The sequence below is a fragment of the Streptomyces luteosporeus genome, from assembly GCF_039532865.1.
Taxonomy (GTDB): domain Bacteria; phylum Actinomycetota; class Actinomycetes; order Streptomycetales; family Streptomycetaceae; genus Streptomyces; species Streptomyces luteosporeus.
Map to the genome: position 1 here is coordinate 128,018 of NZ_BAAASL010000003.1, position 26,018 is coordinate 154,035.

At 73.5% G+C, this 26,018-nt stretch carries 19 protein-coding genes; 15 read left to right on the plus strand and 4 right to left on the minus strand.

Annotated features, from left to right (window positions below; all coding sequences use genetic code 11):
- The first annotated feature begins 5 nt into the window (after positions 1-5).
- The 6 genes from ABD361_RS04735 (at position 6) to ABD361_RS04760 (ending at position 7,248) form a co-directional block, all read left to right on the plus strand.
- Positions 6-875, plus strand: coding sequence for a class I SAM-dependent methyltransferase (locus tag ABD361_RS04735; protein WP_344433409.1), 870 nt, complete (start codon positions 6-8; stop codon positions 873-875).
- Positions 876-905: 30 nt separating this feature from the next.
- A complete protein-coding gene (locus tag ABD361_RS04740; protein ID WP_344433410.1) occupies positions 906-1,712 on the plus strand; it encodes a serine/threonine protein kinase in 807 nt (268 codons plus the stop codon).
- Positions 1,713-1,741: 29 nt separating this feature from the next.
- Positions 1,742-3,175 (plus strand): serine/threonine-protein kinase, encoded by a 1,434-nt coding sequence (locus ABD361_RS04745; RefSeq protein WP_344433411.1) that lies wholly within the window; start codon positions 1,742-1,744, stop codon positions 3,173-3,175.
- A 173-nt stretch (positions 3,176-3,348) separates the two neighbouring features.
- Positions 3,349-4,329 (plus strand): alpha/beta hydrolase, encoded by a 981-nt coding sequence (locus ABD361_RS04750; protein WP_344433412.1) that lies wholly within the window; start codon positions 3,349-3,351, stop codon positions 4,327-4,329.
- A gap of 264 nt (positions 4,330-4,593) precedes the next feature.
- On the plus strand, positions 4,594-6,384 hold the full coding sequence (locus tag ABD361_RS04755) for a glycoside hydrolase family 15 protein (RefSeq protein WP_344433413.1): 1,791 nt from the start codon (positions 4,594-4,596) through the stop codon (positions 6,382-6,384).
- Between the two features lie 63 nt (positions 6,385-6,447).
- The gene (locus ABD361_RS04760) at positions 6,448-7,248 is read left to right on the plus strand and encodes a GNAT family N-acetyltransferase (protein ID WP_344433415.1); all 801 of its coding nucleotides are present in this window, start codon (positions 6,448-6,450) and stop codon (positions 7,246-7,248) included.
- Between the two features lie 20 nt (positions 7,249-7,268).
- Here the strand turns inward: ABD361_RS04760 and ABD361_RS04765 are convergent, their stop codons facing one another.
- Entirely contained in the window at positions 7,269-8,867 is a 1,599-nt protein-coding gene (locus tag ABD361_RS04765) for an APC family permease (protein WP_344433416.1), read from the minus strand.
- 500 nt (positions 8,868-9,367) lie between these two features.
- Between ABD361_RS04765 and ABD361_RS04770 the strand changes: the two genes are divergently transcribed.
- Genes ABD361_RS04770 through ABD361_RS04810 form a run of 9 tightly spaced genes read left to right on the plus strand, consistent with a single transcriptional unit; the run spans position 9,368 to position 22,897 of the window.
- Positions 9,368-10,216, plus strand: a complete 849-nt coding sequence (locus tag ABD361_RS04770) for a hypothetical protein (RefSeq protein ID WP_344433417.1) — start codon at positions 9,368-9,370, stop codon at positions 10,214-10,216.
- Positions 10,213-13,296 carry a non-ribosomal peptide synthetase gene (locus ABD361_RS04775; RefSeq protein ID WP_344433418.1) on the plus strand — a complete coding sequence of 1,028 codons (3,084 nt, stop codon included), beginning with the start codon at positions 10,213-10,215 and terminating at the stop codon, positions 13,294-13,296. Before ABD361_RS04770 ends, ABD361_RS04775 begins: the two co-directional genes overlap by 4 nt.
- Positions 13,297-13,319: 23 nt before the next feature.
- Entirely contained in the window at positions 13,320-14,321 is a 1,002-nt protein-coding gene (locus ABD361_RS04780) for a methyltransferase (protein WP_344433419.1), read from the plus strand.
- Positions 14,321-17,611 (plus strand): ACP S-malonyltransferase, encoded by a 3,291-nt coding sequence (fabD, locus tag ABD361_RS04785; protein WP_344433420.1) that lies wholly within the window; start codon positions 14,321-14,323, stop codon positions 17,609-17,611. The genes ABD361_RS04780 and fabD overlap by 1 nt, the downstream gene beginning before the upstream one ends.
- Before the next feature lie 33 nt (positions 17,612-17,644).
- A complete protein-coding gene (locus tag ABD361_RS04790) occupies positions 17,645-18,907 on the plus strand; it encodes a cytochrome P450 family protein (RefSeq protein WP_344433421.1) in 1,263 nt (420 codons plus the stop codon).
- Positions 18,904-20,115: a cytochrome P450 gene (locus ABD361_RS04795; protein ID WP_344433422.1), complete on the plus strand. Its 1,212-nt coding sequence runs from the start codon at positions 18,904-18,906 to the stop codon at positions 20,113-20,115. The genes ABD361_RS04790 and ABD361_RS04795 overlap by 4 nt, the downstream gene beginning before the upstream one ends.
- A 14-nt stretch (positions 20,116-20,129) precedes the next feature.
- A complete protein-coding gene (gene panD, locus ABD361_RS04800) occupies positions 20,130-20,546 on the plus strand; it encodes an aspartate 1-decarboxylase (protein WP_344433671.1) in 417 nt (138 codons plus the stop codon).
- A gap of 33 nt (positions 20,547-20,579) precedes the next feature.
- Complete coding sequence (locus tag ABD361_RS04805) at positions 20,580-21,539, plus strand: class I SAM-dependent methyltransferase (RefSeq protein WP_344433423.1); 960 nt, start codon at positions 20,580-20,582, stop codon at positions 21,537-21,539.
- Positions 21,536-22,897: an acyltransferase domain-containing protein gene (locus ABD361_RS04810; RefSeq protein WP_344433424.1), complete on the plus strand. Its 1,362-nt coding sequence runs from the start codon at positions 21,536-21,538 to the stop codon at positions 22,895-22,897. The genes ABD361_RS04805 and ABD361_RS04810 overlap by 4 nt, the downstream gene beginning before the upstream one ends.
- Before the next feature lie 50 nt (positions 22,898-22,947).
- Here ABD361_RS04810 and ABD361_RS04815 read toward each other — a convergent pair whose 3' ends face one another.
- The 3 genes from ABD361_RS04815 to ABD361_RS04825 all read right to left on the minus strand — a co-directional run bounded on the left by ABD361_RS04815 (position 22,948) and on the right by ABD361_RS04825 (position 25,885).
- A complete protein-coding gene (locus ABD361_RS04815) occupies positions 22,948-23,280 on the minus strand; it encodes a DUF6204 family protein (RefSeq protein WP_344433425.1) in 333 nt (110 codons plus the stop codon).
- Between the two features lie 254 nt (positions 23,281-23,534).
- Positions 23,535-25,214 carry an MFS transporter gene (locus ABD361_RS04820; RefSeq protein WP_344433426.1) on the minus strand — a complete coding sequence of 560 codons (1,680 nt, stop codon included), beginning with the start codon at positions 25,212-25,214 and terminating at the stop codon, positions 23,535-23,537.
- The gene (locus tag ABD361_RS04825) at positions 25,211-25,885 is read right to left on the minus strand and encodes a TetR/AcrR family transcriptional regulator (RefSeq protein WP_344433427.1); all 675 of its coding nucleotides are present in this window, start codon (positions 25,883-25,885) and stop codon (positions 25,211-25,213) included. Before ABD361_RS04825 ends, ABD361_RS04820 begins: the two co-directional genes overlap by 4 nt.
- Between the last annotated feature and the right edge of the window lie 133 nt (positions 25,886-26,018).

Genomic DNA, 26,018 nt, shown 5'->3' on the forward strand with positions numbered 1-26,018 from the left:
GCCGGATGCTCCGTACGAATCAGGAGAACTGGGACGCCCGTGCCCCCGTGCACGCGGCGAGCGCCTTCTACGGGCTGGACGGCTCCCGGTCCGCCGAGGACTGGTTCGCGCCCTTCGAATGGGAGGACCTCGGCGACCTCCGCGGCCGCGACGTGCTGCACCTGCAGTGTCACCTGGGCACCGACACGCACGCGTTCGCCCGGCGCGGCGCGGCGCGCACCGTGGGTCTGGACTTCTCCGGGGAGTCGGTGGCGCAGGCCCGGCGCATCGCGCGCGAGGCCGGGGTGGACGTCGAGTTCGTGCAGGCCGACGTCCACGACGCCGTCGACGCCCTGCGCGGACGGCGATTCGACGTGATCTACACCGGCAAGGGTGCCCTGTGCTACCTGCCGGACCTGCGGGCATGGGCGGATGTCGTCCGCGCGCTCCTGCGTCCCGGCGGCATGCTGTACCTGGTCGAATTCCACCCGCTCCTGAACGCCCTGGGCCCGGCCCCGGACCCCCGGCGGCAGACGCTCGAACTCACGGCCGACTACCTGGCCGGCCGCGGCGCGATCAGGAAGGACGCGCCGCACACGTACACGGACGGGCCGCCCCTGGAAGGCGCGACCACCTGCTTCGAGTGGCGGCACGGACTGGGCGACGTCGTCACCGCGCTCGTCGGCGCCGGCCTGCGCATCGAGCTGCTGCGGGAGACGGAGCTGCTCCCGTGGAAGCGCTTCGAGGCCATGGTCCCGGCCGGCGGGCTCTGGTGGCGCCTGCCGGACGAGGAACCGCGGATCCCCTTGCTGTTCGCCCTGCGTGCGGTCAGCGCACAGGCCGAGCACAAGCCCAGCACTTCTCGTGACGTTTTGGGTAGTGTTCGGTCTGCGTAAGTACGGCTGACGGGGGGTGGGGAGAGGTCAGTGAGCGGGATTGTGGTTCATCTGCCACGGGGGAGCGGTGATCCCACGGAGGCCGGCCGCGGCGGGGACGGGGTGACGCTGCGGCTCGGACCGGGGGAGGTGGCGCGGTTCGGGCGGGGATCGGCGACCGTGCCCGTCGAGCTGCGCCTCGTCGACGAGGCGATCTCCCGCCTCGCGGGCGAGATCCGGGTGACCGACGACCACTGGCAGCTCAGCAACTTCAGCACGACCCAGAGCTACCTGGTGGAGAACCCGGAAGGGGCGGGGGAGTACCTGAGGGTGCCGCCGCGCCGGGCCGGGGCGCCCATCCCCTTCGAGTTCTCCCGGGTCGTGCTGCCCACCCGCGAGAACGCGGTCGCCTTCCAGGTCTTCGCGCCCGACCACGTCTACCTCGACCCCGACGCCGCGGGCGGCCCGTGGGGGACGCGCACGCTCACCGCGTACTCGCTGGACGAGACCGCCACGTACTTCCTCGTCCTCGTCGCCCTGTGCGAACCGCGCCTGCGCGACGAGTCGCCCGTCGCGGTGCCGACGACCCCGCAGATCGTCGAGCGGCTGCGCGGACACGCCGCCTGCGACCGGCTGACGGCCCGGGCCGTCAGCTCGCACATCGACTACCTGGCCGAGGAGAAGATCCGCGTCGGCCCGCCGGCCGGCGGCGACTCCGGCCGGGGAGCCCGCCGCAACGGCAAGAGGGAGGCGATCGTCGGGGTCGCCCTGCGCTTCGGCCTCGTACGCGAGGAACACCTGGCCCTGCTGCCACCCCGGCCGGGTGCCGGCAGAACGGCGCGGGGGACGGCCGGATGAGGGACGACGGCCGGCGGACGGTGACGGCCGTGGGAGGGCTCACAGCCGGCTGCCGCCTGGGCGACTGGGAGGTCGGCGCACCGATCGGGACGGGCGGCTGGGCGACGGTCCACGCCGGGCGCCCGGCCGGCGGGAGCGCGCAGACCTCCGGCGAACAGGCGGACGTCGCGGACGTCGCGCTCAAGATCCTGTCCACCGAGGGACTGGCACCGCGCCAGGCCCGCGCCGTCGCGGAGGCCGCCCGGCGCGAGGTCGAGCTCGCCGCCCGCGCCCGCCACCCGCGGCTCGTCCGCTTCCTGGACTCCTTCACGCTCGACCGGCCCGGCGACGCTCACCTGGACGGCGCGATCGTCCTGGTCATGGAGCGCGCGGCCGGCAGCCTGCGCGACCGGCTCGCCGCCGGCATCGGCCCGTCCGAGGGCGCCCGGCTCGTCACCGAGATCTGCGAGGGCCTGGCCCACCTGCACCGCAGCGGCTGGGTGCACGGCGACCTCAAACCGGACAACGTCCTGCTGATGGCCGACGGTTCGGTCAGGCTCTCGGACTTCGGGCTCGCCACCGAGCTGACGGCCACTCAAGGAACCCACGGCTACGCACCCCCGATGGGCACCTTCGACTACCTCCCGCCCGAACGCTGGAAGGCCCCGCTGGGCGAGCACGGCGTCCGGGTGCGGCCCAGCGCCGACATCTGGGCCCTGGGCATCCTGATCCACCAGGTGTTCGCCTCCGGTGCGACGCCGTTCCCCGGCGCCACGCCGGTCTCGCGCGCCGCGGCGGTGCAGGAGTACGCCGAAGGACGCACCCCGCTGCGCATCGACACCGCGGTCCCGCCCTTCTGGCGCGCGCTGATCAGCGACTGCCTGGCCCCGACCCACGCCGCGCGCGCCCCGCACACCGCCGAGAACCTGCTGGCGCGCATCGGCCGCCGGCCGGCCGAGGAGGGACGACCCCAGCCCGGACAGCAGCCGGGACCGCAGCCCGGATCGCACCCCGCCGGCCCGCCGCCGTCCCGGCCCCGGCGCAAGGGCGTGCGGATCGCGGCCGTGGCCGCCTCGGTGTGCGCCGTGGCCGTGGCGAGCTGGGCGTACGCCGAGCGCGGAGCCGGTCCCGAAACGCCGGGCGCGGACCGGATCCGGGTGTTCAACGAGGAGCGCGGCTGCCGGGAGCGCACCGACCGCGTCCCCGACTGCAGCCTCGGACTGGCGATCGACCCCCACCGGAACTACACCACCGACAACGTCGTACCGACCCGCGTGTGGCACGGCGACGTCCTCGCCGTCGACTGCCGGCTGGCCCAGGGCGTGCCCATCGTCGACGAAGGCGGCACGTGGTCCGCCGAGTGGTTCCGCATCCGCCTGCCCGCCGGATCCCGCCCGGCCACCGCCTGGCTGCCCGCGGTGCGCACGAAGGACCACCCCGCCGTCCCGGCCTGCCCGCGCCCCGGCTCCACGCCGTCGCGCTGAGGCGGTCTCCGGCGTACCGCCCCGGGGGCCTTTCTACCGGCAGCCCCCGCGGGCGGTCACTCCGGATCGTTCCGGATGCCGTCCCGCGGCCGCCCGCGATTACGGTGCGGGCCTGTTTCCACCCGGGACCCGGGCCACCGGCAACGGAGTTTGTTCACCATCAGGAGGTCATCTTGAGCGAGTACCGACCCACGCGCCGCGGCATCCTCAAGGCCGTCGGGGGCCTGTCCGCGGCGGTGGCGGTGGCCGGCGGAGGCGTCCTCGCGGGCGCGTCGGCGGCCCACGCCGTCGGCGACGGCTTCGGGCTGCGCGTCGTCGAGCGCGGCGAGGGCGACCCCCGCATGTGGTACTACCGCTTCCAGACCGCCGAGATCGGCTGGAAGCCGGCCGTCAACGTGCTGCTGCCCGACGACTACCACACCAGCGGCCGCACCTACCCCGTCCTGTACATGCTGCACGGCGGCGGGGGCGACTTCATCGAGTTCGACCGCGCCGGGATCCGTGAGCTGACCGCCGGCAAGCCGATCATCGTCGTGATGCCCGACGGCGGGCGCACCGGCTGGTACTCCAACCCGGTCCACTCCAACGTCGGCCCGCGCAACTGGGAGAACTTCCACATCAACCAGCTGATCCCCTGGATCGACGCGAACTTCCGCACGTACGCCGAGTACGACGGCCGGGCCATCGGCGGCTTCTCGATGGGCGGCTTCGGCGCGCTGAAGTACACGGCCAAGTACTACGGCCACTTCGCCTCGGTGAGCTCCTACTCCGGCCCGGCCAGCCTGCGCCGCGACGGCGGCCTCGTCGTGCACTGGGCGAACGTCACCTCCGCCCTGGACCTCGGCGGCGGCACGGTGTACGGCGTGCCGTTCTGGGACCAGGCCCGGGTCACCGCCGACAACCCGGTCGAGCGCATCGAGAGCTACCGCAACAAGCGCATCTTCATGGTCGCGGGCACCAGCCCCGACCCGGTCAACCTGTTCGACCGGGCCAACGAGACCCAGGTCCTGGCCGGCCAGCGCGAGTTCCGCGGCCTGCTGGACCGCGCGGGCATCCCGTACGAGGCCCACGAGGACACGGGCGGCCACTACTTCCGCACCCAGTTCTTCCGCGACGACATCAACGGCATCATCGACCGGCTCCGCAAGGCGTAGGCCCCGCAGGGGCGGTTTGCGGGGTGGGGCCGCGTGGGCGCGATCGGCCAGCGACGGCCCGCAGCCGACGCACCACCCCGTCTGCGGGCGCTCTGTGGCTTGTCGCGCAGTTCCCAGCGCCCCTGACGGGGCGCTGCATGATCCGCCGGACACGCCCTGGACGCCGCAGGGGCGGTTTGCGGGGTGGGGCCGGTGGTTAGTGATCTCACCGGCATCCTCCCGCGGCGCCCCGCGCCCGGACGGCACGTCGGCTGAAGAGTGACGATGACCAGGACCTCGTCCGATCCCGAGCTCGGCGGAGGCACTCTCGCGCCTCACCCGTTGCGGCAGTACGCGCTGCTGGCCGACGGTGAGCGGGGGGTCCTCGTCGGGCCCCGGGGGGAGTACGCGTGGATGTGCGCCCCCCGGTGGGACTCGGACGCGGTCTTCTCGACCCTGGTCGGCGGTACGGGCGTGTACGTGGTCACGCCCGTGCAGCGGTGCGTGTGGGGCGGGTACTACGAGGACGGGACGCTCATCTGGCGCAGCCGCTGGGTCACCGACGACGGCATCGTCGAGTGCCGCGAGGCCCTCGCCTTCCCCGGTGACCCGCACCGCGCCGTGCTGCTGCGGCGCATCGTGGCCGTGCACAACGCCGCGCGGATGTCCGTGGTCCTCGAACCGTGCGCGGGCTTCGGCCGGTATCCGTTGCGGGGGTTCTCCCGCGAGGCCGACGGGGTGTGGTCCGGGCGGGCCGGGCCCCTCGCGGTGCGCTGGTCGGGATGCGCTGCCGTGCCGCGGCCGGTGGATCCCCGGGGGCGCCGGGTGGGGATGGAGCTGACGGTCGGGGCGGGCGACTTCCACGACCTGGTCCTGGAGATCAGTGACCGGTCCCTGACCGGGCGGCCCCCCGACCCCGGCGCCATGTGGCGGGCCACCGAGGAGGCGTGGCACGCGGCGGTGCCGCAGCTCGGCGGCACGGTCGCCCGGACCGACGCCCGCCGGGCGTACACGGTCCTGCGCGGGCTGACGGCGGCCTCGGGCGGCATGGTCGCCTCCGCGACGACGAGCCTGCCGGAGCGTGCGGAGGAGGGCCGCAACTACGACTACCGCTACGTGTGGATCCGCGACCAGTGCTACGCGGCCCAGGCGGCCGCCGCCGCCGGGGACACGGTGCTGCTGGACGACGCCGTACGGTTCGTCGCGGCCCGCCTGCACGAGGACGGGCCCCGCATGGCCCCCGCCTACACCGTCGACGGGCGCACGATCCCCGACGAGCGCGAACTGGACCTGTCGGGCTACCCCGGAGGGTTCGACCGGGTCGGCAACAAGGTCAGCGGGCAGTTCCAGCTCGACGCGTTCGGCGAGGCCCTGCTCCTGCTGGGCACCGCGGCGCGCCACGACCGGCTGGACGCCGACGGCTGGCGGGCGGCGGTCGTCGCCGCGCAGACCATCGCCCGCCGCCGCGACGAGCCGGACTCCGGCGTGTGGGAACTGCGTCCGCGGCTGTGGGCGCACAGCCGGCTGGCGTGCGCCGCCGGCCTGCGGTGCGTCGCGGCCGCCGGCGCGCCCGGCGGGCGTACGGCCGAGTGGAGCGCGCTGGCCGACCGCCTGGTCGCGGACGCCGCCGCCCGCTGCCTGCACCCGTCCGGGCGCTGGCAGCGTTCCCCCGAGGACCCCGGCCTGGACGGCGCCCTGCTGCTGCCTCCGCTGCGCGGCGCCGTCCCCGCCGACGACCCCCGGACGCAGGCCACGCTGCGCGCGTACGTCGAGGAGCTCACCGAGGACCACTTCGCCTACCGTTTCCGGCACGGCGACCAGCCCCTGGAGAGGAGCGAGGGCGCCTTCCTGCTGTGCGGGTTCGTCACCGCGCTGGCCGAGCACCAGCAGGGGCGGGAGGTGGCCGCGTTCCGCTGGTTCGAGCGCAACCGTGCCGCCTGCGGGCCGCCCGGGCTGTACTCGGAGGAGTACGACGTCGCCCAGCGGCAGTTGCGCGGCAATCTGCCGCAGGCCTTCGTGCACGCCCTGATGCTGGAGTGCGCGGCCCGCCTGGCCGGTCCCTGGCCCGGGACGTAGCGGCCGGGCGGGGGCCGGGGCTTGAATGGGCCCTCCTGGCACTCCACCCCTCAGGAGGTTCCCGTGGCGGACCGCAGCGAGTCGATCGAATCGATGGAGCAACTCGCCGTCGTGTGGCGGGCGATGGTGCTCGACCGCGATGCCGGTGCCGACGTGCGGGACCTGCCGGGCCTCGCCGTCCGCTGGGCCGACTGCCGGTTCGCCTTCTGGAACTGCATCACGCTCACCGAGGTCGATGCGCAGCCGGCGCTCGTCGAGCAGCGCCTGGGACTGGCGGCGGAGATCATGCGCGCGAAGGAGCACCCCGGGTTCGTGTGGCTCTTCGAGGACCTCCTCGGCGAACAGGCGCGTGCCGGGGTGCGGGCGGCCGCCGAGCGGGCGGGCCTGGAGTACGCCTTCCCCGGCACCGGCATGGCCGGGGACATCCTCCCCCTCCCCGAGCCGTCCCACCCCGAGCTGACGTTCGTCCGCGTGAGCACCGACGAGCACCTGCGGGCGTACGCGGACCTCAACTCCCGCGCCTACGGGTTCCCGCTGGAGGACGGCCGCGACGGGCTCCTCGGGTCCACGCTGTGGAAGAACGACGTGCACGCCTACCTGGGCCTGCGCGACGGTGTGCCGGTGACGTGCGCCGGCACCGTGGAGGCCGAGGGCCGCCTGTTCGTCGTGCTCGTCGCCACGGCCCCGGAGTGGGAGCGCCGGGGGTACGGGGAGGCGGTGACGCGCAAGGCCCTGTACGAAGGGGCGCGGGCCACCGGCCTGACCCGGGCCACCCTGCACGCCACCGCGGCGGGGGCACCGGTGTACCCCCGTATCGGTTTCCGGCCGAACTCGCCGGTGCACTTCTACGGGCTGAAGGGCTGAAGGGCTGAAGGGTTGACGGGTCAGCGGGCGGCCTCCCGCGGGGCCGTCGCCCGGTGGCGCACTCCCGAGCGGACCGCCCAGAAGAAGACGGCCAGGGCGAACAGGGCGACGGTCAGGGAGTCGTAGGGGGCGGGCAGCCGGCCCGAGCCCTTGAACGTGCCCAGCCAGGACAGCAGCGTCAGCCCCGACAGGTAGCACAGCAGCCAGGCGCCGTCGCGCAGTTCGCCGGCCAGCGGCCCGTCGTCGGCGGAGCGCCGCATCCCGGCGTACAGCACCAGGCCGGCCAGGACGACGGGCAGCGCGAGGCGCAGGTCGTGCCAGCCCGACCAGTACACGAACTCGCTCGACACCACGAAGCTCAGCGGGGCGATCCAGCGCAGGCCCGGCACCCAGCCGGCCATGCGGGTGCCCGGGTCGGCGCGGAAGACGGCGACCGCCACCGCCGAGGCCGCGTAGATCAGCAGATACATGTCGCCCATGATGCTGACGATGCGCTGCCACCCCCCGAACGGCAGCAGGAAGACCACGATCACGGCGAAGTTCAGCGCCAGCGCCCGGTGCGGGATGCCCGAACGGGGGTCCACCTGCATGAGGGCGCGGGGCAGCGTGCGGTTCTTGGCCAGCGCGTAGGTGTGGCGGGCGTTGAGCGCCACGCCGACGTACGCCGAACCGCCGGGGGAGAGCACCGCGTCTGCGTAGAGCAGGCTGGAGAGCCAGTGCAGGTTGAGGATCAGGGCCAGCTGGCCGAAGGGCGACTCGAAGTCGACGCCCTTCCAGCCGTGGCCGAGCAGACCGTCGGGCACGGTGAAGAGGAAGGCGAACTGCAGCGCCAGGTACATCACCAGCGCCAGGCCGATGCCCGTGAGCACGGAGGCCGGAATGGTGCGGCGGGGGTTGCGGGTCTCGCCCGAGAAGTCGAGGGCCGCCTGGAAGCCGTTGACCGAGTAGACGATGCCGCCGCCGGCGAGGGCCGAGAGGCAGGCGGCGTAGCCGTACGGGGCGAATCCCCCGTGGTCGGTCAGGCGGCCGGAGTGCCAGCCGGAGGCGAACAGGGCGACGACCGTGATCACCGGGACGGCTATTTTGAAGACCGAGACCAGGTTGTTCAGCCGGGCGAACGTGCGCACCGCGAACCAGTTCAGGACGGTCAGCAGGAGGCTGAGGCCCACGGCCAGGGCGAGGCCCAGCGGCGTGAGCACGTGGCCGTGGTAGAGGTCCGGCAGGTAGTGGTCGGCGTACTGCATGATCGCGCTGATCTCGGCCGCGGTGCCGCCCACCGACAGCAGGACCGACCAGCCCACCAGCGTGCCGACCAGGCGGCCCGAGGCGTACAGCGGCCAGCGCACGGTGCCGCCGCCCTCGGGCCGGGAGGCACCGAGCTCGATCATCACCAGGGCGACCAGGCCGCACAGCACGCCGGCGCCCACCCAGGTCAGCAGGGACGCCGGGCCGGCCGTGCGGGCCGCGTACATCGCGGCGAACAGCCAGCCGGATCCCACGATGTTGGAGAACCCGATCGCCGTGAGCGCCCAGAACCCGAGGTCCCGCCGGAGCCGTTGCTCCTGGACGGCCGCCTCCGCCGCGCCGGCCTCCGGTGCGGCCCCACGATCCGCTGCCACGATCTGTCCCCCTGCCCGAGGCGCCTCGACGGCGTACTGCCGAATGGATCACTCAACCTTAGGTGACGGGTCAACAATTCCCGCCGGTCCGCCGCCGGTGAGTCGGGGCGGCCCCGTGGTGCCGGTGCGCTCCCGGGCCGGGTCGGCGCCGTGCGTTTTTTCGTATGCGGACCGTCACACCGCAAAAGCGGACATTCGGGAGTTTCTCAAGGGTGCCGGAAGGTGCGCACGACGCCGTTCCGGCCGGTGGGCAAAACGACCAAAACTTGGTGACGGAGCGTCCGAAACTCCTCCCGGGTGTGACTGAAATCTATCGGCCTGGCGCGAACTCGCCGCACTGACCAGGGGCGTTGACCGGGCCTCCGACCTTGATCGACAGCTGTAGACAGGTCGGATTCGGCCGCCCTAGGATCCAGCCTGGCCCGACCGGACAAGGTCGAGGAATTGGCCTATCAGTCGCTGGTTTCAGTCGTTGGCTTTTCGATATCGGGGGAATTCCCATGCCCAGCCCCACCGTCTGGAATGTCGTGCTCGACGCGGGAGCCGACACCGACATTGTGCTCGCCGCCGATTTCCCGGTGACGGGCCGGAACGAGGGCGGGTTCGCCGAACTGGCGCCAGGGCTGCACCTCGACTGCGCCCTGTGGCAGACCGTCGCCCCCGTCCGCAACCCCGAGACCGACGCCCTGGGCGAGGAGTACCTGGAGCCCTGGCTGTCGGAGGTGGCCGCCAGCGGGCGCACGGTCCGCGCGGTGCTGGGCTACTGCGCGGGTTCGGTGTTCGCGGGCGTCCTCGCGCAGAAGATCGCCGAGCGCCAGGGGACCGCCCCCCTCGTGGTCGTCTTCGACCCCGAGCTCGTCGACGTGCCGACCGTCCACCTGCAGTTCGGACGCGTCATCGGCAACATGACCACCGTCCTGACGCCGGAGGAGATCGCCGAGCTGTCCGGCACCGCCGAGCAGCTCGCCGCGAAGCCCGGCATCGCGCCCGTCGACTTCGCGGCAGGTCTCTACGCGGCCTTCCGGCCCATCGGCACCGCGGCCCTGCGCCGGGCCGGGCTGGACGAGGACTACGCCGGGGAACTGGTGACGCTGGTCGGCTCGTTCATGTCCTACCTCGCCACCGCCGCCGGCCTCGACCCGCGCCCCGGCTGGCAGCGGGCCACGGTGATCACCTCCGCCAGCGAGCGCAGCGGCCTGAACCGGATGCGCACCACGCCGGGCATCGCCCCCGTCGAGGTGGCCGATGAGCGGCGCTTCGAGGTCGAGCACCGCGACCTGCTGCGCACGCCCGCGGTCGCCGACGCGGTCGCCGCCGTGCTGGCCGGCCGTCCGGAGGCCGGCGCGTGAGGGCCGACCTGCCGGCCGGCCACGTCCGCCCGTCCCGCAAGGAGAGCACCCTCTGGCTGCTCGACGAGCTCGTCCCGGACAGCGGCGCGAACAACCTCTCGCTCGCGATCCGGGTGCACGGCCGCCTGGACGCCGCCGCCACCGCCAAGGCCGTCCAGCTGCTGGTCGAGCGCTTCGAGGTGCTGCGCACCGTCTACCACCGCGACGAGGCGGGCCTGGCCCGGTCCGTCGCGCCGACGCTCGCCGTCGCCCTGGAGGAGGCGGAGCACCAGCAGGACGAGGAAGGCGAACGGGCCCTGCTGACGGCCTTCGTGGCCAGGCCCTTCACCACGGACGGCAGCCCCCTCGTGCGGGCGCTGCTGCTGCACGGCCCCGACGCGGACGTGCTGTGCCTGGCCCTGCACCACGCCGTCTCCGACGTCCAGTCGACCGCGATCCTGCAGGCCGCCTTCGTCTCCCTGTACGAGGCGGTGCTCGCCGGCGAGCACCCGGTGCCCGCCGAGGTGCCCGCCTGGCACGAGCCGGAGGCGTCCGACGAGAGCCGGCAGTACTGGCGCGAGAAGATGGCCGGTTTCCGCTCCTCCGGTCTCGAACTGTGGTGCGAGCAGCGCGATCAGCCGGTGACCACCCTCAAGGGCGACGAGGTCACCCACACCCTGACTCCCGAGGCCCACGCGGTCGTGCGCCGCCTCCAGCGCGAGCTGCGGGCGCCCGAGTCCGTCGTCCTGCTCGCCGCCTACGCCGTCCTGCTCGCCGCCCACGGCGCCGGCCCCGACCTGACCGTCGGCTCGCCGGTCAACACCCGGCCCCGCGAGGCCGTCGAGGCGGTCGGCTACCACAGCAACCTCGTCACCCTGCGCCTGCTGCTCGACCGGGACGCGAGCTTCCGCGACCTGGCCGCCCTGACCCGGCGGACGTTCATGGAGGCCATGGCGCACAAGGACGTGCCCACCGACGACGTCCTCGACATGGTCGAGCGCGACGGCTCCACCTGGCGCAACACCCTCTTCAAGCACGTCTTCAACTACGTGCCCTTCGCCGAGGACCAGCGCACCTTCCCCGTCGCCGGCCACGACGCCGAACTCGTCGTCGTCGAGAACGGCTACAGCCAGTTCGACCTCGAGTTCTTCGTCTCCGCCAGCCGCGAGGCGGCCACCGTGCGCGCCGTGTTCTACACGGGCGTGCTGGAGCGCTCCGACGTCGAGCTGATGGTCCGCCGCTACGACGCCCTGCTGGTCGCGGTGGGGGAGGCGGTGGACGCCCCCGTCGCCTCGCTGCCCTTCTGGTCGCCGCAGGACCACGCCGTCATCGACGCGGCCAACGCGACCGACCGCACGATCGAGCGCCCCTCGGTCCTGGCCGGATTCGCCCGCCGCGCCGCCGCGCACCCCGCCGCCCCCGCCGTCCGCGACGGCGAGGCCACGATGACGTACGGCACGCTGTGGTCCGCCGCCGCCGACACCGCCGCCCGGCTGAGCGCGGCCGGTGTGCAGCGCGGCGACGTCGTCGCCCTGCTGCTGCCGCGCGGGGCGGCACTGGCCGCCTCGGTGTTCGGCACCTGGCTGGCGGGCGCCGCCTACCTTCCCCTGGACCCCAACCACCCCGCGGAGCGGCTGGCGTACCAGCTCGACGACGCCGGCGCCAAGGTCGTCATCACCGGCCCGGGCATCGAGGCCCCCGGGGCACGCACGAGCGTCCCGGCCGCCGACTGGCAGGCCGTGCCCGAGGTGCCGGTGGACACCGCCGCAGCGGCGGCGGCCGGGCCCGACGACCTCGCCTACGTGATCTACACCTCCGGCTCGACCGGCAAGCCCAAGGGCATCCCCATCCGGCACCACAGCCTGGTCAACCACATCGTCGACTACGCCGACCGGTTCGGTGTGGCCGGCTCGGCGCGCCCCACCGGCTGGCTCAGCACCTACAGCTTCGACACCTCCTCGCTCGAACTGATGATGCCGCTGCTCCACGGCGGGCACACCGTCGTCCTGCCGGACGAGGCGCGCACCGACGGCGCCCTGCTGGCGGCCGCGGTCACCGCCCACGACATCGGCCTGCTGCAGGCGACCCCGACCACCTGGCGGCTGGTCGCCCGCGAGGCGGGCGAGGTGCTGGCCGGCCGCACCATCCTCACCGGCGGCGAGCCCCTGCCCGCCGAACTGGCCGACACGCTGCTGGCCGCCGGCGCCGAGCTGTGGAACGTCTACGGCCCCACCGAGAGCACGATCTGGGCGACCGCCGGACGCATGAGCGCCGACCGCGGCGGCCGCGTGGACGTCGGCTCGCCCGTCGCCAACACGCGCATCTTCATTGCCGACCCGCACGGCAGGCCCCTGCCCGTCGGAGTGCGCGGCGAGCTGTGCGTCGCCGGCGTCGGCGTCGCCTCCGGCTACCACGAGCGGCCCGAGCTGACGCAGGAACGTTTCGGCGAGCACGCCGCGTACGGGCGCTTCCACCGCTCCGGCGACGTCGCCTGCTGGCGGCCCGACGGCCGCATCGACCTCTTCGGCCGCGTCGACCGGCAGGTCAAGCTGCGCGGCAACCGCATCGAGCTCGCGGAGGTCGAGGCGGTCCTGCTCGACCACCCCGACGTCGAGGCCGCGGCCGTGGTGGTGGTCGGCGACCCCGGCGGGGACGGCTACCTGGCCGCGTTCGTCCGGGTGCCCGGGCGACCCGAGGCCGTCGACGAGCTGTGGGACCACGCGCACCGGCAGCTGCCGCGCTCCGTGGTGCCCCACCAGTTCCTCGCGGTGGACGCCTTCCCCCGGACCGGCAGCGACAAGGTCGACTACCTCGCCCTCGCCGAGCAGGCGGCCCGGCAGCGCGGCCCGGCCGTCGGCTCCGGCGCCACCGGCACCGGCGACGACCTGACCACCACCCTCGTCGGCCTCTTCGGCGAACTGCTGGAGCGGCCGGACCTGGACGCAGGCTCCCACTTCTTCGCCAACGGCGGACACTCGCTGCTGGCCGCCACGCTCGCCCAGCGGATCAAGGGCATCACCGGCGTCCGGCTCGCGCTGTCCGACGTCTTCGAGACGCCGACCCCCGCCGCGCTGGCCGACCGGCTGCGCCGGCTCGTGTGACGGGACCGAAAGGCAGACACACCATGGAAATCCTCAAGCTGGCCGTCAGCGGCTGGTTCGCCCGGGCACTGGCGGTCGCCGCCCGGCTGGAGATAGCGGACATCCTCGACGGCGGCTCGATGTCGTCGCAGGAACTCGCCGAGCGCACCGGCAGCGACCCGGAGGTCCTGCACCGCCTGCTGCAGATGCTCACCGTGCCCGGCGTGCTGGAGCGCGACGGCGAGAAGTTCAAGCTGACCGAGGCCTACGCGCCGCTGCGCGCCGACCACCCCTTCACCCAGCGCCACTTCGCCATCCTCGCCGCCGAACTCTACGACGACGCGTTCGCCGGCCTGATGCACACCGTCAAGACCGGGAAGTCCGGCTTCCAGGAGGTCTTCGGGCAGTCGCTGTACGCCTACCTGGAGAACAACCCCGAGACCGCCGAGCTCTTCGACAAGGGCATGGTCGACCTCGCCACGCCCGTCGCCCACTGCCTGGTCGAACAGCACGACTTCGGCGGCGTCAAGACCGTCGTCGACGTCGGCGGCGGCAGCGGCGGCCTGCTGCCGGGCATCCTCGCCGCCCACCCCGGCATCCACGGCACCGTGGCCGACCGGGCCAGCGTCTGCGCCCGCGGCCGCGAGGGACTGGGCCGCGTCACGGACGAGGGCGTCCTGGAGCGCATCACCTTCGCGCCCAGCGACTTCTTCACCGAGGTGCCCGCCGGCGCCGACCGCTACCTGCTGAAGAACGTGCTGCACGACTGGACGTACGACAACTGCGTCCGCATCCTGCGCACCGTCGCCACCGCCATGGCCACCAGCGCCGAGGGCGCCCGGCTGCTCGTGGTGGAACCGCTGGTGGAGCACGACATCGACGGCTGGCGGGCCATGTTCCAGGCCGTGGCCTGCGACGAGGGCACGCTCGGCCTGGACGAGCCCGGCATGCGCCGTGCCCTGGAGGAGGCCGGCTTCACGGTGGAGTCCGTGGCCCAGCTGCCCACCGGGCACAAGGTCCTCGCCTCCGCCCTGCGTGCCGCCTGATGCTCACGCCCGTCTTCCTGTTCGCGGGCCAGGGCTCGCAGTACCACGGGATGGGCAAGTGGCTCTACGAGGCCGACCCCATCTTCCGCGAGACCCTCGACTCCCTCGACGCCGTCGTCCGTGAGGTGCGCGGCGACTCGGTGATCGAGGCGATCCACGGCGACGGCCACGGCCCCGAGCGCCCGATGACGCGCTTCGCGGTCACCCAGCCGGCGATCTTCATGGTCGAGTATGCCCTGGCGCACATGCTCGAGGTACACGGGTTCGAGCCCGGCGCCGTGCTCGGCGCCAGCCTCGGCGAGGTCGCCGCGGCGGCCGTCGCCGGGGTCGTCGACCCCCACGCGTGCCTGCGCTCCCTGCTGCGCCAGGTCGAGCTGTTCGAGGCCGAGTGCCCCCGCGGGGGCATGCTCGCCGTCCTCGCCGACGTCGGCCTGGCCCGGCGCGACCCCGCCCTGGCCCGGGCCCACGTGGCCGCGGTCAACTCGCCGGAGAACTTCGTCCTGGCCGGCGAGGCCGAGGAGCTCGACCGCATCGAACGGCACCTGGTCGCCACCGGCACGCTCTGCCAGCGGCTGCCCGTGCTCTTCCCCTTCCACTCGCCCCTGATGGACCCGGTGGAAGGCGCGTTCAAGGACCTGATCGGGGACCTGGCCACCGGGCCCGCCACGATCCCGCTCATCTCCGGCACCACCGGCCGGGCCGTCCACGTACCCGACCCCGCCCACCTGTGGCAGGTGCTCAGGGAACCGTTCGACCTGACCAAGGCCCTCGCCCCGCTGCTGGCGCGGGACGACCTGCTCTTCCTGGACCTCGGCCCCTCCGGGTCCATGGCCAACCTGGTGCGGGCCGCCCTGCCGCCCGGCAGCCGGTCCAAGGTGCTGCCGCTGCTCTCCCCGTACGCCCGCGACGAGGTGCTCTACCGGGCCGTGCTCGACGCCCGCCCCCTCCTCGCCGCCCCCGCACCCCGAACCGAGGTGAACCCCGTGAGCACTCCCGTGGCGACGCAGGCCCGTCCCGCCGCCGCCGGGAAGACCCTCGACGTCCACGTCTTCCCCGGCCAGGGCGCCCAGGCCAAGGGCATGGGCCGGGAGGTGTTCGACCGCTTCCCCGACCTCGTCGCCCGCGCCGACGCCGTGCTCGGCTACTCCGTGCGCGAGCTGTGCCTCGAGGACCCCGGCCGCAAACTGCGCGACACCCGCTACACCCAGCCCGCGCTGTACGTCGTGGAGTCCCTGACCTGGCTGGCCACCCTCGCCGAGGGCGGCCGGCTGCCGGACTACGTCCTCGGCCACAGCCTCGGCGAGTTCGCCGCGCTCTTCGCCGCCGGCGTCTTCGACTTCGAGACCGGCCTGCGCCTGGTCGCCGAGCGCGGCCGGCTCATGGGACAGGTCACCGGCGGCACCATGGCCGCCGCCTCGGCCGTCGACGCCGCCCTCGTCGAGCGGGTCCTGACCGACGCCGGCCTCGACGACATCGACATCGCCAACTACAACGCCCCCACCCAGACGGTGATCGCCGGCCCCGCGGAGTCGGTGAACCGGGCCCTGCCCCTGCTGAAGGAGGCCGGCGCCCGCTGCGCGCCGCTGAACGTCAGCGCGCCCTTCCACAGCCGCTACATGGCCGCGGCCGCCGAGGAGTTCGGGCGGCTGCTGGACGCCACCGACTTCGCCGCCCCGAAGATCCCGGTGATCAGCAACGTCCACGCCCGGCCGTACGAGGCGGACGAGGTGGCCGCCACCCTGCGCCGCCAGATCGCCTCCCCGGTGCGCTGGACCGACAGCGTCCGGTACCTGATGGGGCTCGGCGACTTCCGGGTGCGCGAGCTCGGCCCGGGCCAGGTCCTGACCAAACTCGTCGACCGGATCCGCACCGAGGCGCTCCCGCTTGCGGCGACAACACCGGCGACACCGACAACACCGGCGACACCGACGGCCCCGGCCGTGACCCCGGTGGAGCCCCCGGCCGCCGCGCAGCCGCCCGCCCGCCCCCGTGCGACCGCCGGGTCGCTGGGCTCGGAGGCCTTCCGCCGGGACCACGGCGTCCGCCTGGCGTACGCCGCCGGCAACATGCGCCGCGGCATCAGCTCGGTCGCCATGGTCGCCCGGATGGCCCGGGCCGGCCTGCTGTCCTACTTCGGCGCCGCGGGCCTGGCCCCCGCCGAGGTGGCCGCCGCCATCGGCCGGATCCGCGAGAGCGCCGGCACCGGCGCGCCGTTCGGGGTCGGCGTCACGCACGACCCCTTCGACCCGCGCGCCGAGGACGAGCTGGTGGACGTCCTGATCCGGCACGACGTCCGGCGCGTGGAGGCCGCCACCCACGTGGAGGTCACCCCCGCCCTCGTGCGCCACCGCCTCACCGGCGCCCGGGTGCTCCCCGACGGCACCGTGCACGTGCCCCGCACGATCCTGGCCAAGGTCACCCGGCCGGACGCCGCCCGGCTCTTCATGGCGCCCCCGCCCGCCGCCCTGGTGCGGCAGCTGGTGTCCCAGGGGCTGCTGACCGAGCAGGAGGCAGCGGCCGGGCAGCGCGTCGCGCTGGCGGACGACGTGTGCGCGGTCGGCGACTGCGGCGACCACTCGGACCTGGGCACCCTGTGGGCGCTGCTGCCGGCGCTGCGCCGGCTGCGCACCGAGCTCGGGGGCGTCGCCGAGGCCGTGCGCATCGGTGCCGGCGGCGGCATCGGCGCCCCCGAGTCGGCCGCGGCCTGCTTCGTGCTGGGCGCCGACTTCGTCCTGACCGGCTCGGTCAACCTGTGCACGGCCGAGAGCGGGATGAGCGCCGCGGCCAAGGACCTGCTGCAGGAAGCCGACGTGCACGACACCGCCCTCGCCCCCTACGGCGAGCTGTTCGAACTGGGCGGACGGGCGCGCGTCCTGCGCAAGGGCGTCCTCTTCCACGCCCGCGCCGGCAAGCTGCACGACCTGTGGCGCAACCACGACTCCTGGGACGCGGTGCCCGCCGCCGTGCGCTCGAAGGTGGAGCGCGACTACCTCGGCGCCTCCTTCGACGAGGTCTTCGCGCGCCTCGGTCGCAGCGGCGAGGCGGCCGCGGACCCCAAGCGGCGCATGGCGCTGGTCTTCCGCTGGTACTGCACGCAGGCGAGCACCTGGGCGATCGAGGGCACCGCCGGCCGCGTCGCCGACTACCAGGTGCCCTGCGGCCCGGCGCTCGGGGCCTGCAACCGGTGGCTGGCCGGTACGCCGCTGCACGCCTGGCGGGACCGGCACGCCGACGAGATCGCCGACCGCCTGCTGACCGAGGCCGCCGCGCTCGTCGGCCCGGCGGCCTGACATCACATCCGAGCAAGAAGCGAGGCCGACCGAATGACCGATACCTGCCCCCGGGCGCTGACCACCCTCGCGGACGCGCCGGCCAGTGAGTTCGACCTGTCCGACCCGGCGTTCATCACCGACCCGGCGGCCGGCGAGCGCTGGACCGGCGGCCCCCGGCCGGTCTGCCGCGGCAGGTTCGCCGACGGCACCGACATCTGGGTGGCCACCGCGTACGAGGACGTCAGGAAGGTGCTGGGCGAGCCCACCCTGCGCAGCCGGCCGCCGGGCGACTCCCACCGGGAGTCCATGCTCAGCCGCGGCATCCCCGAGGACATCGTCGACATGTTCGACTCGACCCTGCTGACCATGGACGGCGCCGACCACATGCGCGTCCGCCGCCTGGTCACCCGGGCCCTGTCCGCGCGCCGGATGCAGGCACTGACGCCCGCGATCACCCGTGTGGCGCACCGGCTGCTCGACGACCTCGCCGGCAAGCCCGAGCCCGACCTCATCGCCGACTACGCCCACCCCCTGGCCATCATCGTCATCTGCGAGATGCTCGGCGTCGACGAGCACTACCGCGAGCAGTGGCGCGACTGGAGCGAGACCCTCGCCCAGGCCCTGCGCCCCAACCCCGAGCAGTTCGCGCCGGCGGTGCGCGGCATGGCCCGGATGACGAAGGAGATCATCGAGGCCCGCCAGGCCGAGCCCAGGGACGACCTGATCTCCGAACTGGTGCAGGTGCACGAGGAGGACAGCGACCGGCTCACCGACGACGAGCTGGTGGCGCTCGCCATGGTGCTCGTCCAGGCCGGCCACGAGACCGTGCGCAACCTGATCGCGCTGGGCGTCTTCACCCTGCTCCAGCACCCTGAGCAGCTCAAGCAGTTCACGAGCGACCCGTCCATCGCCGCCAAGGCGGTCGCCGAACTCGTCCGCCACACCGCGCCCGTCAAGCACACCTTCCGGCGCTTCGCCACCGAACCCGTCGAGATCGGCGGGGTGACGGTGCAGCCCGGCGAGGCGATCCAGGTGGTGCTGGCCGCCGCCAACCGCGACCCCGAGGAGTTCGAGCAGCCGCAGGAGCTGGACCTCACGCGCGAGCACAACCCCCACCTGGGCTTCGGCCGCGGCGCCCACTACTGCCTGGGCGCCAGCCTCGCCCTGATCGAGGGCGAGGTGGCCCTGACCGCGCTGTTCGAGCGGTTCCCCGACCTGCAGCTGGCCGTCGACCCGGCCGAGATCGCCCCGCGCTACCTGCTCGCGATGCAGCGTCTCCCCGTCCACCTCACGCCCCGGAAGGGGGAGGAATGACCCCAACCGCCCTGCCCACCACCGACGGCCTGCCGATGACCCGCGGCCGGTGCCCGTTCGACCCGGCTCCCGGACTCACCGCGCTGCGCGCGCAGGCCCCGGTGGCCCGCATGGTCTTCCCCGACGGTCACGTCGGCTGGCTGGTCACCGGCTACGAGACGGTGCGCGAGCTGCTGGCCGACGGCCGGCTGAGCTCGCGCGGCGACGCCCTGCGCTCGCCCATCCCGCTGCCCATGGCCGACGACCGCACCGAGGTCGCCCCGGGCATGTTCACGGCCATGGACCCGCCGGAGCACACCCGCTACCGGCGCAAGGTGGCCGCCTGGTTCTCCGCGCGCCGCACCCGCACCCTCGAACCCCTGCTGACCGCGCTCGCCGAGCAGCACCTGGACGCCATGACGGCCAAGGGCGCCGACGGGACCCCCGTCGACCTGCTGACGGAGTTCGCCGAGCCCATGGCCGCGTCCGCGATCTGCGAACTGCTCGGCGTGCCCGTGGCCGAGCGCGCGCACTTCGCCGACTGCGTCAAGCGCCTGTTCTCCGTGCACTCCAGCGCCGAGGACGCCATCGGCGGCTGGCAGACCATCGGCGGGCTGCTGCACGGCCTGATCCGGGCCAAGAAGGCCGAGCCCACCGACGACCTGCTGGGCACGCTGGTCGCCGAGGGCGACCTCGACGACGCCGAACTCGTCACCGTGGGCACCGTCCTGCTGATCGCCGGCTACGACACCAGCGCGAACATGATCACGCTGGGCACGTTCGCCCTGCTGCAGCACCCCGAGCAGCTCGCCGCGCTCGTCGCCGACCCCGCCCTCGCGCCGAACGCCGTCGAGGAGCTCCTGCGTTACTTGACCATCGTGCACGCGGGCTCCATCCGTGCGGCCGGCGAGGACATGGAGATCGCCGGGCACCGGGTCGCGGCCGGCGACGCGATCTCGCTCTCCCTGGCCGCGGCCAACCGCGACCCCGCCCTCGTCGCCGACCCCGACCGGCTCGACATCACGCGCGAGCCGGTGGCCCACCTGGCCTTCGGGCACGGCATCCACCAGTGCGTGGGCCAGCAACTGGCCCGGCTGGAGCTGCGGATCGCCTTCGAGATCCTGCTGCGCCGGCTGCCCGGGCTGCGCCTGGCCGTCCCGGCCGACGAGATCCGCACCCGCGCAGAAATGATCATCTACGGCGTGCACGAGCTGCCGGTGACCTGGTGAACGGAGACAGCGTGCTGTACCGAGAGATGTTCAAGTCCAAGATCCACCGGGCCAGGGTGACCCAGGCGGACCTGCACTACGTGGGCTCCGTCACCATCGACGCCACCTTGATGGCCGCCGCCGACCTGCTGCCCGGCGAGAAGGTCGACATCGTCGACATCGACAACGGCGCCCGGCTGAGCACCTACGTCATCGAGGGGGAGGCGGACAGCGGGATCATCGGCATCAACGGCGCCGCCGCCCGCCTCATCAGCCCCGGCGACCTCGTCATCATCATCTCCTACGCCTCGATGAGCGACGAGCACGCACGCTCCTTCGAGCCCAGCGTGGTGTTCGTCGACGCGGACAACCGCCCCGTGCAGGTCGGCTCCGACCCCGCCGACGTGCCCGACGGCTTCGGCCTGCGCCGCGGCGACACCGTCGACGCCTGACCCGCCCCACCCCGTCGATCGTGGAGTAACGCCTTGAGTGCCACCCCTGACGTGATGACCGCCTTCACCAGCGGTCTCGCCGACATCAACCTCACCGAGTCCGCAGCTCCCCGCAACGGGGAGAAGGCCGCCGGCATGAAGTCGGCCAGCGCCACCATCTACGACATGGCCGCCACCCTCTCCGGCAAGGGCGACCTGTGGAACTGGGGCATGTACGACCGCGAACTCGCCGAGGAGATCCGGGCCCGCGTGCCCGGCTTCGGCGAGCCCTGGACCGACGGCTTCAGCGAGCAGCTGTACTTCCTCGCCCTGCGGGACCTGCCGATCGACCTGGACGACTACGCCGGCCGCACCGTCCTGGAGGTCGGCTGCGGCATGGGCGAGGGCCTGAACTTCCTGTCCAGGATCGTCCCCGGGGCCCAGCTGACCGGCCTCGACCTCTCGCCCAAGGCCGTCGCCCGGGCGAGCGCCACCCTGGCCCGCGGCGAGAGCCTGCGCTTCGTCCACGGCGACGCGGAGGACCTGCCGTTCGAGGACGGCTCGGTCGACGTGCTCGTCAACATCGAGAGCTCGCACACCTACCCCGACCTCGGCAAGTTCCTGCGCGAGGCCGCGCGCGTGCTGCGCCCCGGCGGCCACCTCAGCCACATCGACGTCTTCACCAAGCAGCGCACCGCCACCATGCGGCAGGCCGCGAAGGAGACCGAGGGCCTGGAGTGGATCGCCGACAACGACATCTCCGACCGGGTCCGCGCGGCAGTGCGCCGCCGGATGGCGCCGGGCAGCCACTTCCGCACCATGCTGGGCAAGCAGCGGATGAACCCGCTGATGCGGCAGGTCGTCGCGCACAGTCAGATCCTGATGTTCGGCGGCATGTTCGCCGGCTACCAGCCGCCGTCCACCATCAAGGTGCTCAGCAAGCTGGGCATCGTGCCGTGGATGAGCGGCCTGCCCATGGAGAGCTACCGCCACCAGATCGCGGTCCGCCGGTGAACGGCCCGGACACAGGGGCCGGCAGCCCACGGCTGTTCGCCGTCGCCGCCGGCTCCGAGGAGCTCCTCACCGCCCTGCTGTACGCGCACCTGGACCGCATCCGCGCCGGGCGGTCGCTGCCGTCGCTCGCCCGGTACTGCCACGACGCCGCCACCGGCACGGCCGGCACGCACCGCGTCGCCTTCGCCGTCGCCTCCTACGCGGAACTGGAGCAGCAGCTGCAGGCGGTGTGCGCGGGCGAGAGCGAGCGCGTCCCCGCGGACGTCGCGGCCCGCCGCCCCCGCCTGGTGTTCGTCTTCGCCGGGCAGGGCGCGCAGTGGCACGGCATGGGCAGGGAACTCCTCGCCGCCGAGCCGGTGTTCCGCACGACCCTGCACCAGTGCGACGCGTACGTCCGCGAGTTCGCCGGATTCTCCGCCGTCGAGCAGCTGGGGCTGCCCGAGGAGACGGCCCGGCTCGGCGAACTCGACGTCCTGCAGCCGACGATGGTGTCCTTGCAGATCGCCCTCGCGGCCCTGTGGCGCAGCTGGGGCGTGACGCCGGACGCGGTCGTCGGGCACAGCATGGGCGAGATCGCCGCCGCGCACACCGCCGGCGCACTGACCCTGCGCGACGCCATGATGATCGCCTGCCGGCGCAGTGCACTGCTGCGCCGGATCGCCGGCAAGGGCGCGCTCGCCGTCACCGAACTCCCGCCGGCCGAGGCCCGCGCGGTGGCCGAGGCCAGCGGCGGCACGATCAGCGTGGCCGGGGAGAACAGCCCCCGCTCCACCGTGCTCGCGGGGGACGCGCACTCGCTCGCCGAGCTCGTCGGCGAACTGGAGCGGCGGGACGTCTACTGCCGGATCATCAAGGGAACGGTCGCCTCGCACAGCCACTACGTCGAGGAACTGCGCGAGGACCTGCGCACCGCCCTGCAGTCCCTGCAACCGACGGCCACCGGCGTGCCGATGTACTCGACGGTGACGGCCGAGCCCGTGCCGGGCACCGCGCTGGGAGCCGCGTACTGGATGCGCAACCTGCGCGAGCCCGTACGGCTCGCCGCCGCGACGCAAGCCCTGGCCGCCGCGGGCCACGAGGTGTTCGTCGAGGTCAGCGCCCATCCCGTGCTGCTCAGCCCGCTGCGGCAGACGCTCGAGCACCACGAGCGGCCGGGGTGGCTGCTGCCCTCCGCCCGGCGCCGGGAGGAGCACCGCTCGATGCTGTCCTCGCTCGGCGCGCTGTACGCCTGCGGCCGCGAACCCGACTGGGCCGCCCTGCACCCGGGCGGCCCCGCCGCGGCCCTGACGCCGTACCAGGCCGCGGTGATCGACGCCGCGCGCCGGCCCCGGCCGGTGCCCACCGCATCCGTGGCGTGACGGACGTGCGGCCCCGCGTCCGGCAAGGACGCGGGGCTCCCTTGCAGGGGTCAGCGGCCCTTGCGCTTGATCTTGATGCTGGCCATGTCCGTCGACGTCGAGCGCAGGTCGCGGCAGCCGGCCCCCAGGCCGCGGACGGCGGCGGTGGCCAGCTCCTCGGCCTTCGCGTGCACGACGGCCTCGGTGTCCTCCTCGTCGGCGGGCACCAGCACGCGGAAGGTGAACCCGCGCAGGTGCCGCTCGTAGGTGACGGTGCCCTCCTCGGTGAACCGGGCACTGAACACGTCGTGCTCGCCGGCCTTCGCCACCAGCGCGGCGCGCTGCGCGTCGTCGAGGTCCGCGAACCTGCCCTGCGTGAGGACCTGATAGGTGGTGCTGCTCATACGCTCGCTCTCCAGGTGTACTTCGTCGGTGCCGGGCCGCGTCCGCGGGTGCGTCGTGGCTCGTCGCGCCCACGCGGCGCCACAGCGCCCCGTAGGGGCGCGGGGAACTGCGCGACAAGCCACGATGCGCCCGCAGACGGAGTGCCGGTCTGCGCCCGGACCCCGGGGCGGCGCGTCGGCTGCGGGCAGTCGGTGGCCGGTCGCGCAGTTCCCCGCGCCCCTTACGGGGCACTCCACAATCCGCCGGACAGGCCCTAGACTGCCGCCTCTTGCTTGCGCACCCGGTGGTGCGGCAGCAGGAACAGCAGACCGGTCACCGGTATCAGACCCGCGGCCGTCCAGTACAGCGTCTCGCTGTACGTGGTCTGGAACGTCCGGCCGCGGATGTCGCCGAGCGCACCCGCGATCGCCTCCCGGCCGCCGGCGTCCGCGCCGTCGAGGAGCATGGTGCAGCTGGGCGGCACCTTGGTCAGGTCGTCCTGCCCGAGCGAGTCGGTCGCGCACGTCCGCACGGCCGTGACGTGCTGCGGTGCCACGGCACGGTGCTCGGGCAGCGCCCGGTCGGCCTGCGGGCCGGCGTTGGCGCCCAGGGCGGAGAAGAAGACGCCGCCGATGACCGCCACGCCGAGGGCGGCACCCAGCTGCCCGGTCGCGTTGATGATGCCGGACGCGGCTCCGGCCTCCTGCGGGGTGACCTCCCGCAGGACCAGCGCGGTCAGCGGGGGCATGAGCAGGCCCATGCCGGAGCCGAGCAGGATCATGGCCGGGACGGCGTGCCAGGAGGTGATGTCCGCCCCCGTGCGGTCGGCCACCCAGGCGTACGAGGCGATGCCCGCCAGCATCATCAGCGCACCCGCCAGCAGGCAGTACCGGCCGTAGCGCGGGGAGAGCCTGCGCACGGCGAAGCTGCCCACGAGCGGGACGCACACCGAGAACGGCACGGCGGTCAGACCGGTGTGCAGGGCCGACCAGCCCAGGCCGCCCTGCAGGTAGAGCGTCCAGCTGAGGAAGAAGCCCGCGGGCACGGCGCTGAAGAGCAGCTGCACGCCGATGCCGGCGCCGAACGCGCGCACCTTGAACAGCGACAGCGTCACCAGCGGCGAGCCGTCCTTGCGGGTCTTGTGGCGCTCGTAGAGGACGAACGCCACCCCGACCGGGGCCGCGGCCACGAGCGAGACGATGCTCCAGGCGGGCCAGCCGAGCTCCCGGCCCAGCGTCAGGGGCAGCATCAGCAGCAGCAGGCCGCCGATCGCCAGCAGCATGCCGACGATGTCCAGCCGCTTGGCGTGCGGGGAGTTCGACTCGCGCATCCACCGCCAGGCGCCCACCAGGGCCGCGACGCCGACCGGGAGGTTGACCACGAAGATGCTGCGCCAGCCGAGGCCGAGGGGGCTCCAGTCGACCAGGGCACCGCCGATGACCGGGCCGCAGACGATGGCCATGCCGATCATGCTGGCGTACAGGCTGACGACGCGCCCCACCTCCTGCGGCGCGAACGTGACGTGAATGAGCGCCAGCACCTGGGGCACCATGACGGCGGCGGCCAGGCCCTGCAGCACCCGGGAGGCGACGAGCATCTCGGTGCTCTGCGCCGCGGCGCACAGCGCGGAGGCGACGACGAAGCCGGCGACGCCGGTGAGGAACATCCGCTTGCGGCCGAAGATGTCGCCGAGCCGGCCGCCGGTGATCAGTAATACGGCGAAGCTCAGCGTGTAGCCGGCGGTCATCGCCTGGACGGCGACCGCGGAGGCCCCCAGGTCGCGCTGGATGGCCGGGATCGCCACGGTGATGATGTTGGCGTCCAGCAGGTCCATGAAGGTGGCGACCAGCAGAACGGCGAGGGCGAGCCAGCGTTTGGGGTCCGGCTCGGGCGCTTCGGGGGTGACGGGTGGTCCGGCGGTGGCCGGCTGCTCCGTCTGTCCTGCCTTGCTCATGGGTTCGTCTCCACGGTGTCGGATGAGCGGGACTCGGTGGTGCGGGCGAGCGCGGTCCAGGACTTCATCAGGAGTTCCACCACGTCCACGACCGTGTCGGTGGTGCTGTCGGCGGGAGAGAGCGCGCGCTGGACGGACAGGCCGTCGTCGAGGGCGTGCACGACCAGGGCGAGCAGCTCGACGGGCGCCGGGGGAGTGACGCCGCGCGCGGCGAAGCCCTGCTCCAGCGCGCCCGCGATGGCCGCGCGGGAGCGGCGTTCGCGGTCCGCGAGCAGGGGCAGCAGGCCGGGGTCCCGCAGGCCGTACAGCCACAGTTCGGTGCGCAGGGCGAGCCAGCTGGTGAGGTTGCCGTCCCGCCGGCGGTGCCAGGAGCGCAGGTGCTCGATCATCTCGTCGAACGTCCCGGCGCTGCTGGTCATCTCCTGGATCTCCGCCAGTTCGCGCTGGGAGCGCTGTTCGAGCAGGGCCAGGACGAGTTCGTGCTTGCCGTCGAAGTTGCCGTAGAAGGCGCCGCGCGTGTAGCCGGCGTTCTCCACGATCTGCTCGACGGACGTCCCGCTCACCCCCTGCTCGGCGAAGAGCTCGGCCGCCGACTGCAGGAGCTGCTCCCGGGTGAGTTCCCGGCTCTGCTGCCGGGTGAGCCGCCTGGTGATGGTGATCGCCTCCTTCAAGGACCGTTCGGATACGGGACTGTATCCCAATACAGATCTGTATCCGACCCGGACCTGACGGCCAATCAAAAGAGCAGGCAAAAAGAACCGGTCACCCGCGGGAGGGCGGGTGACCGGCTCGTGGCGAGGGCGC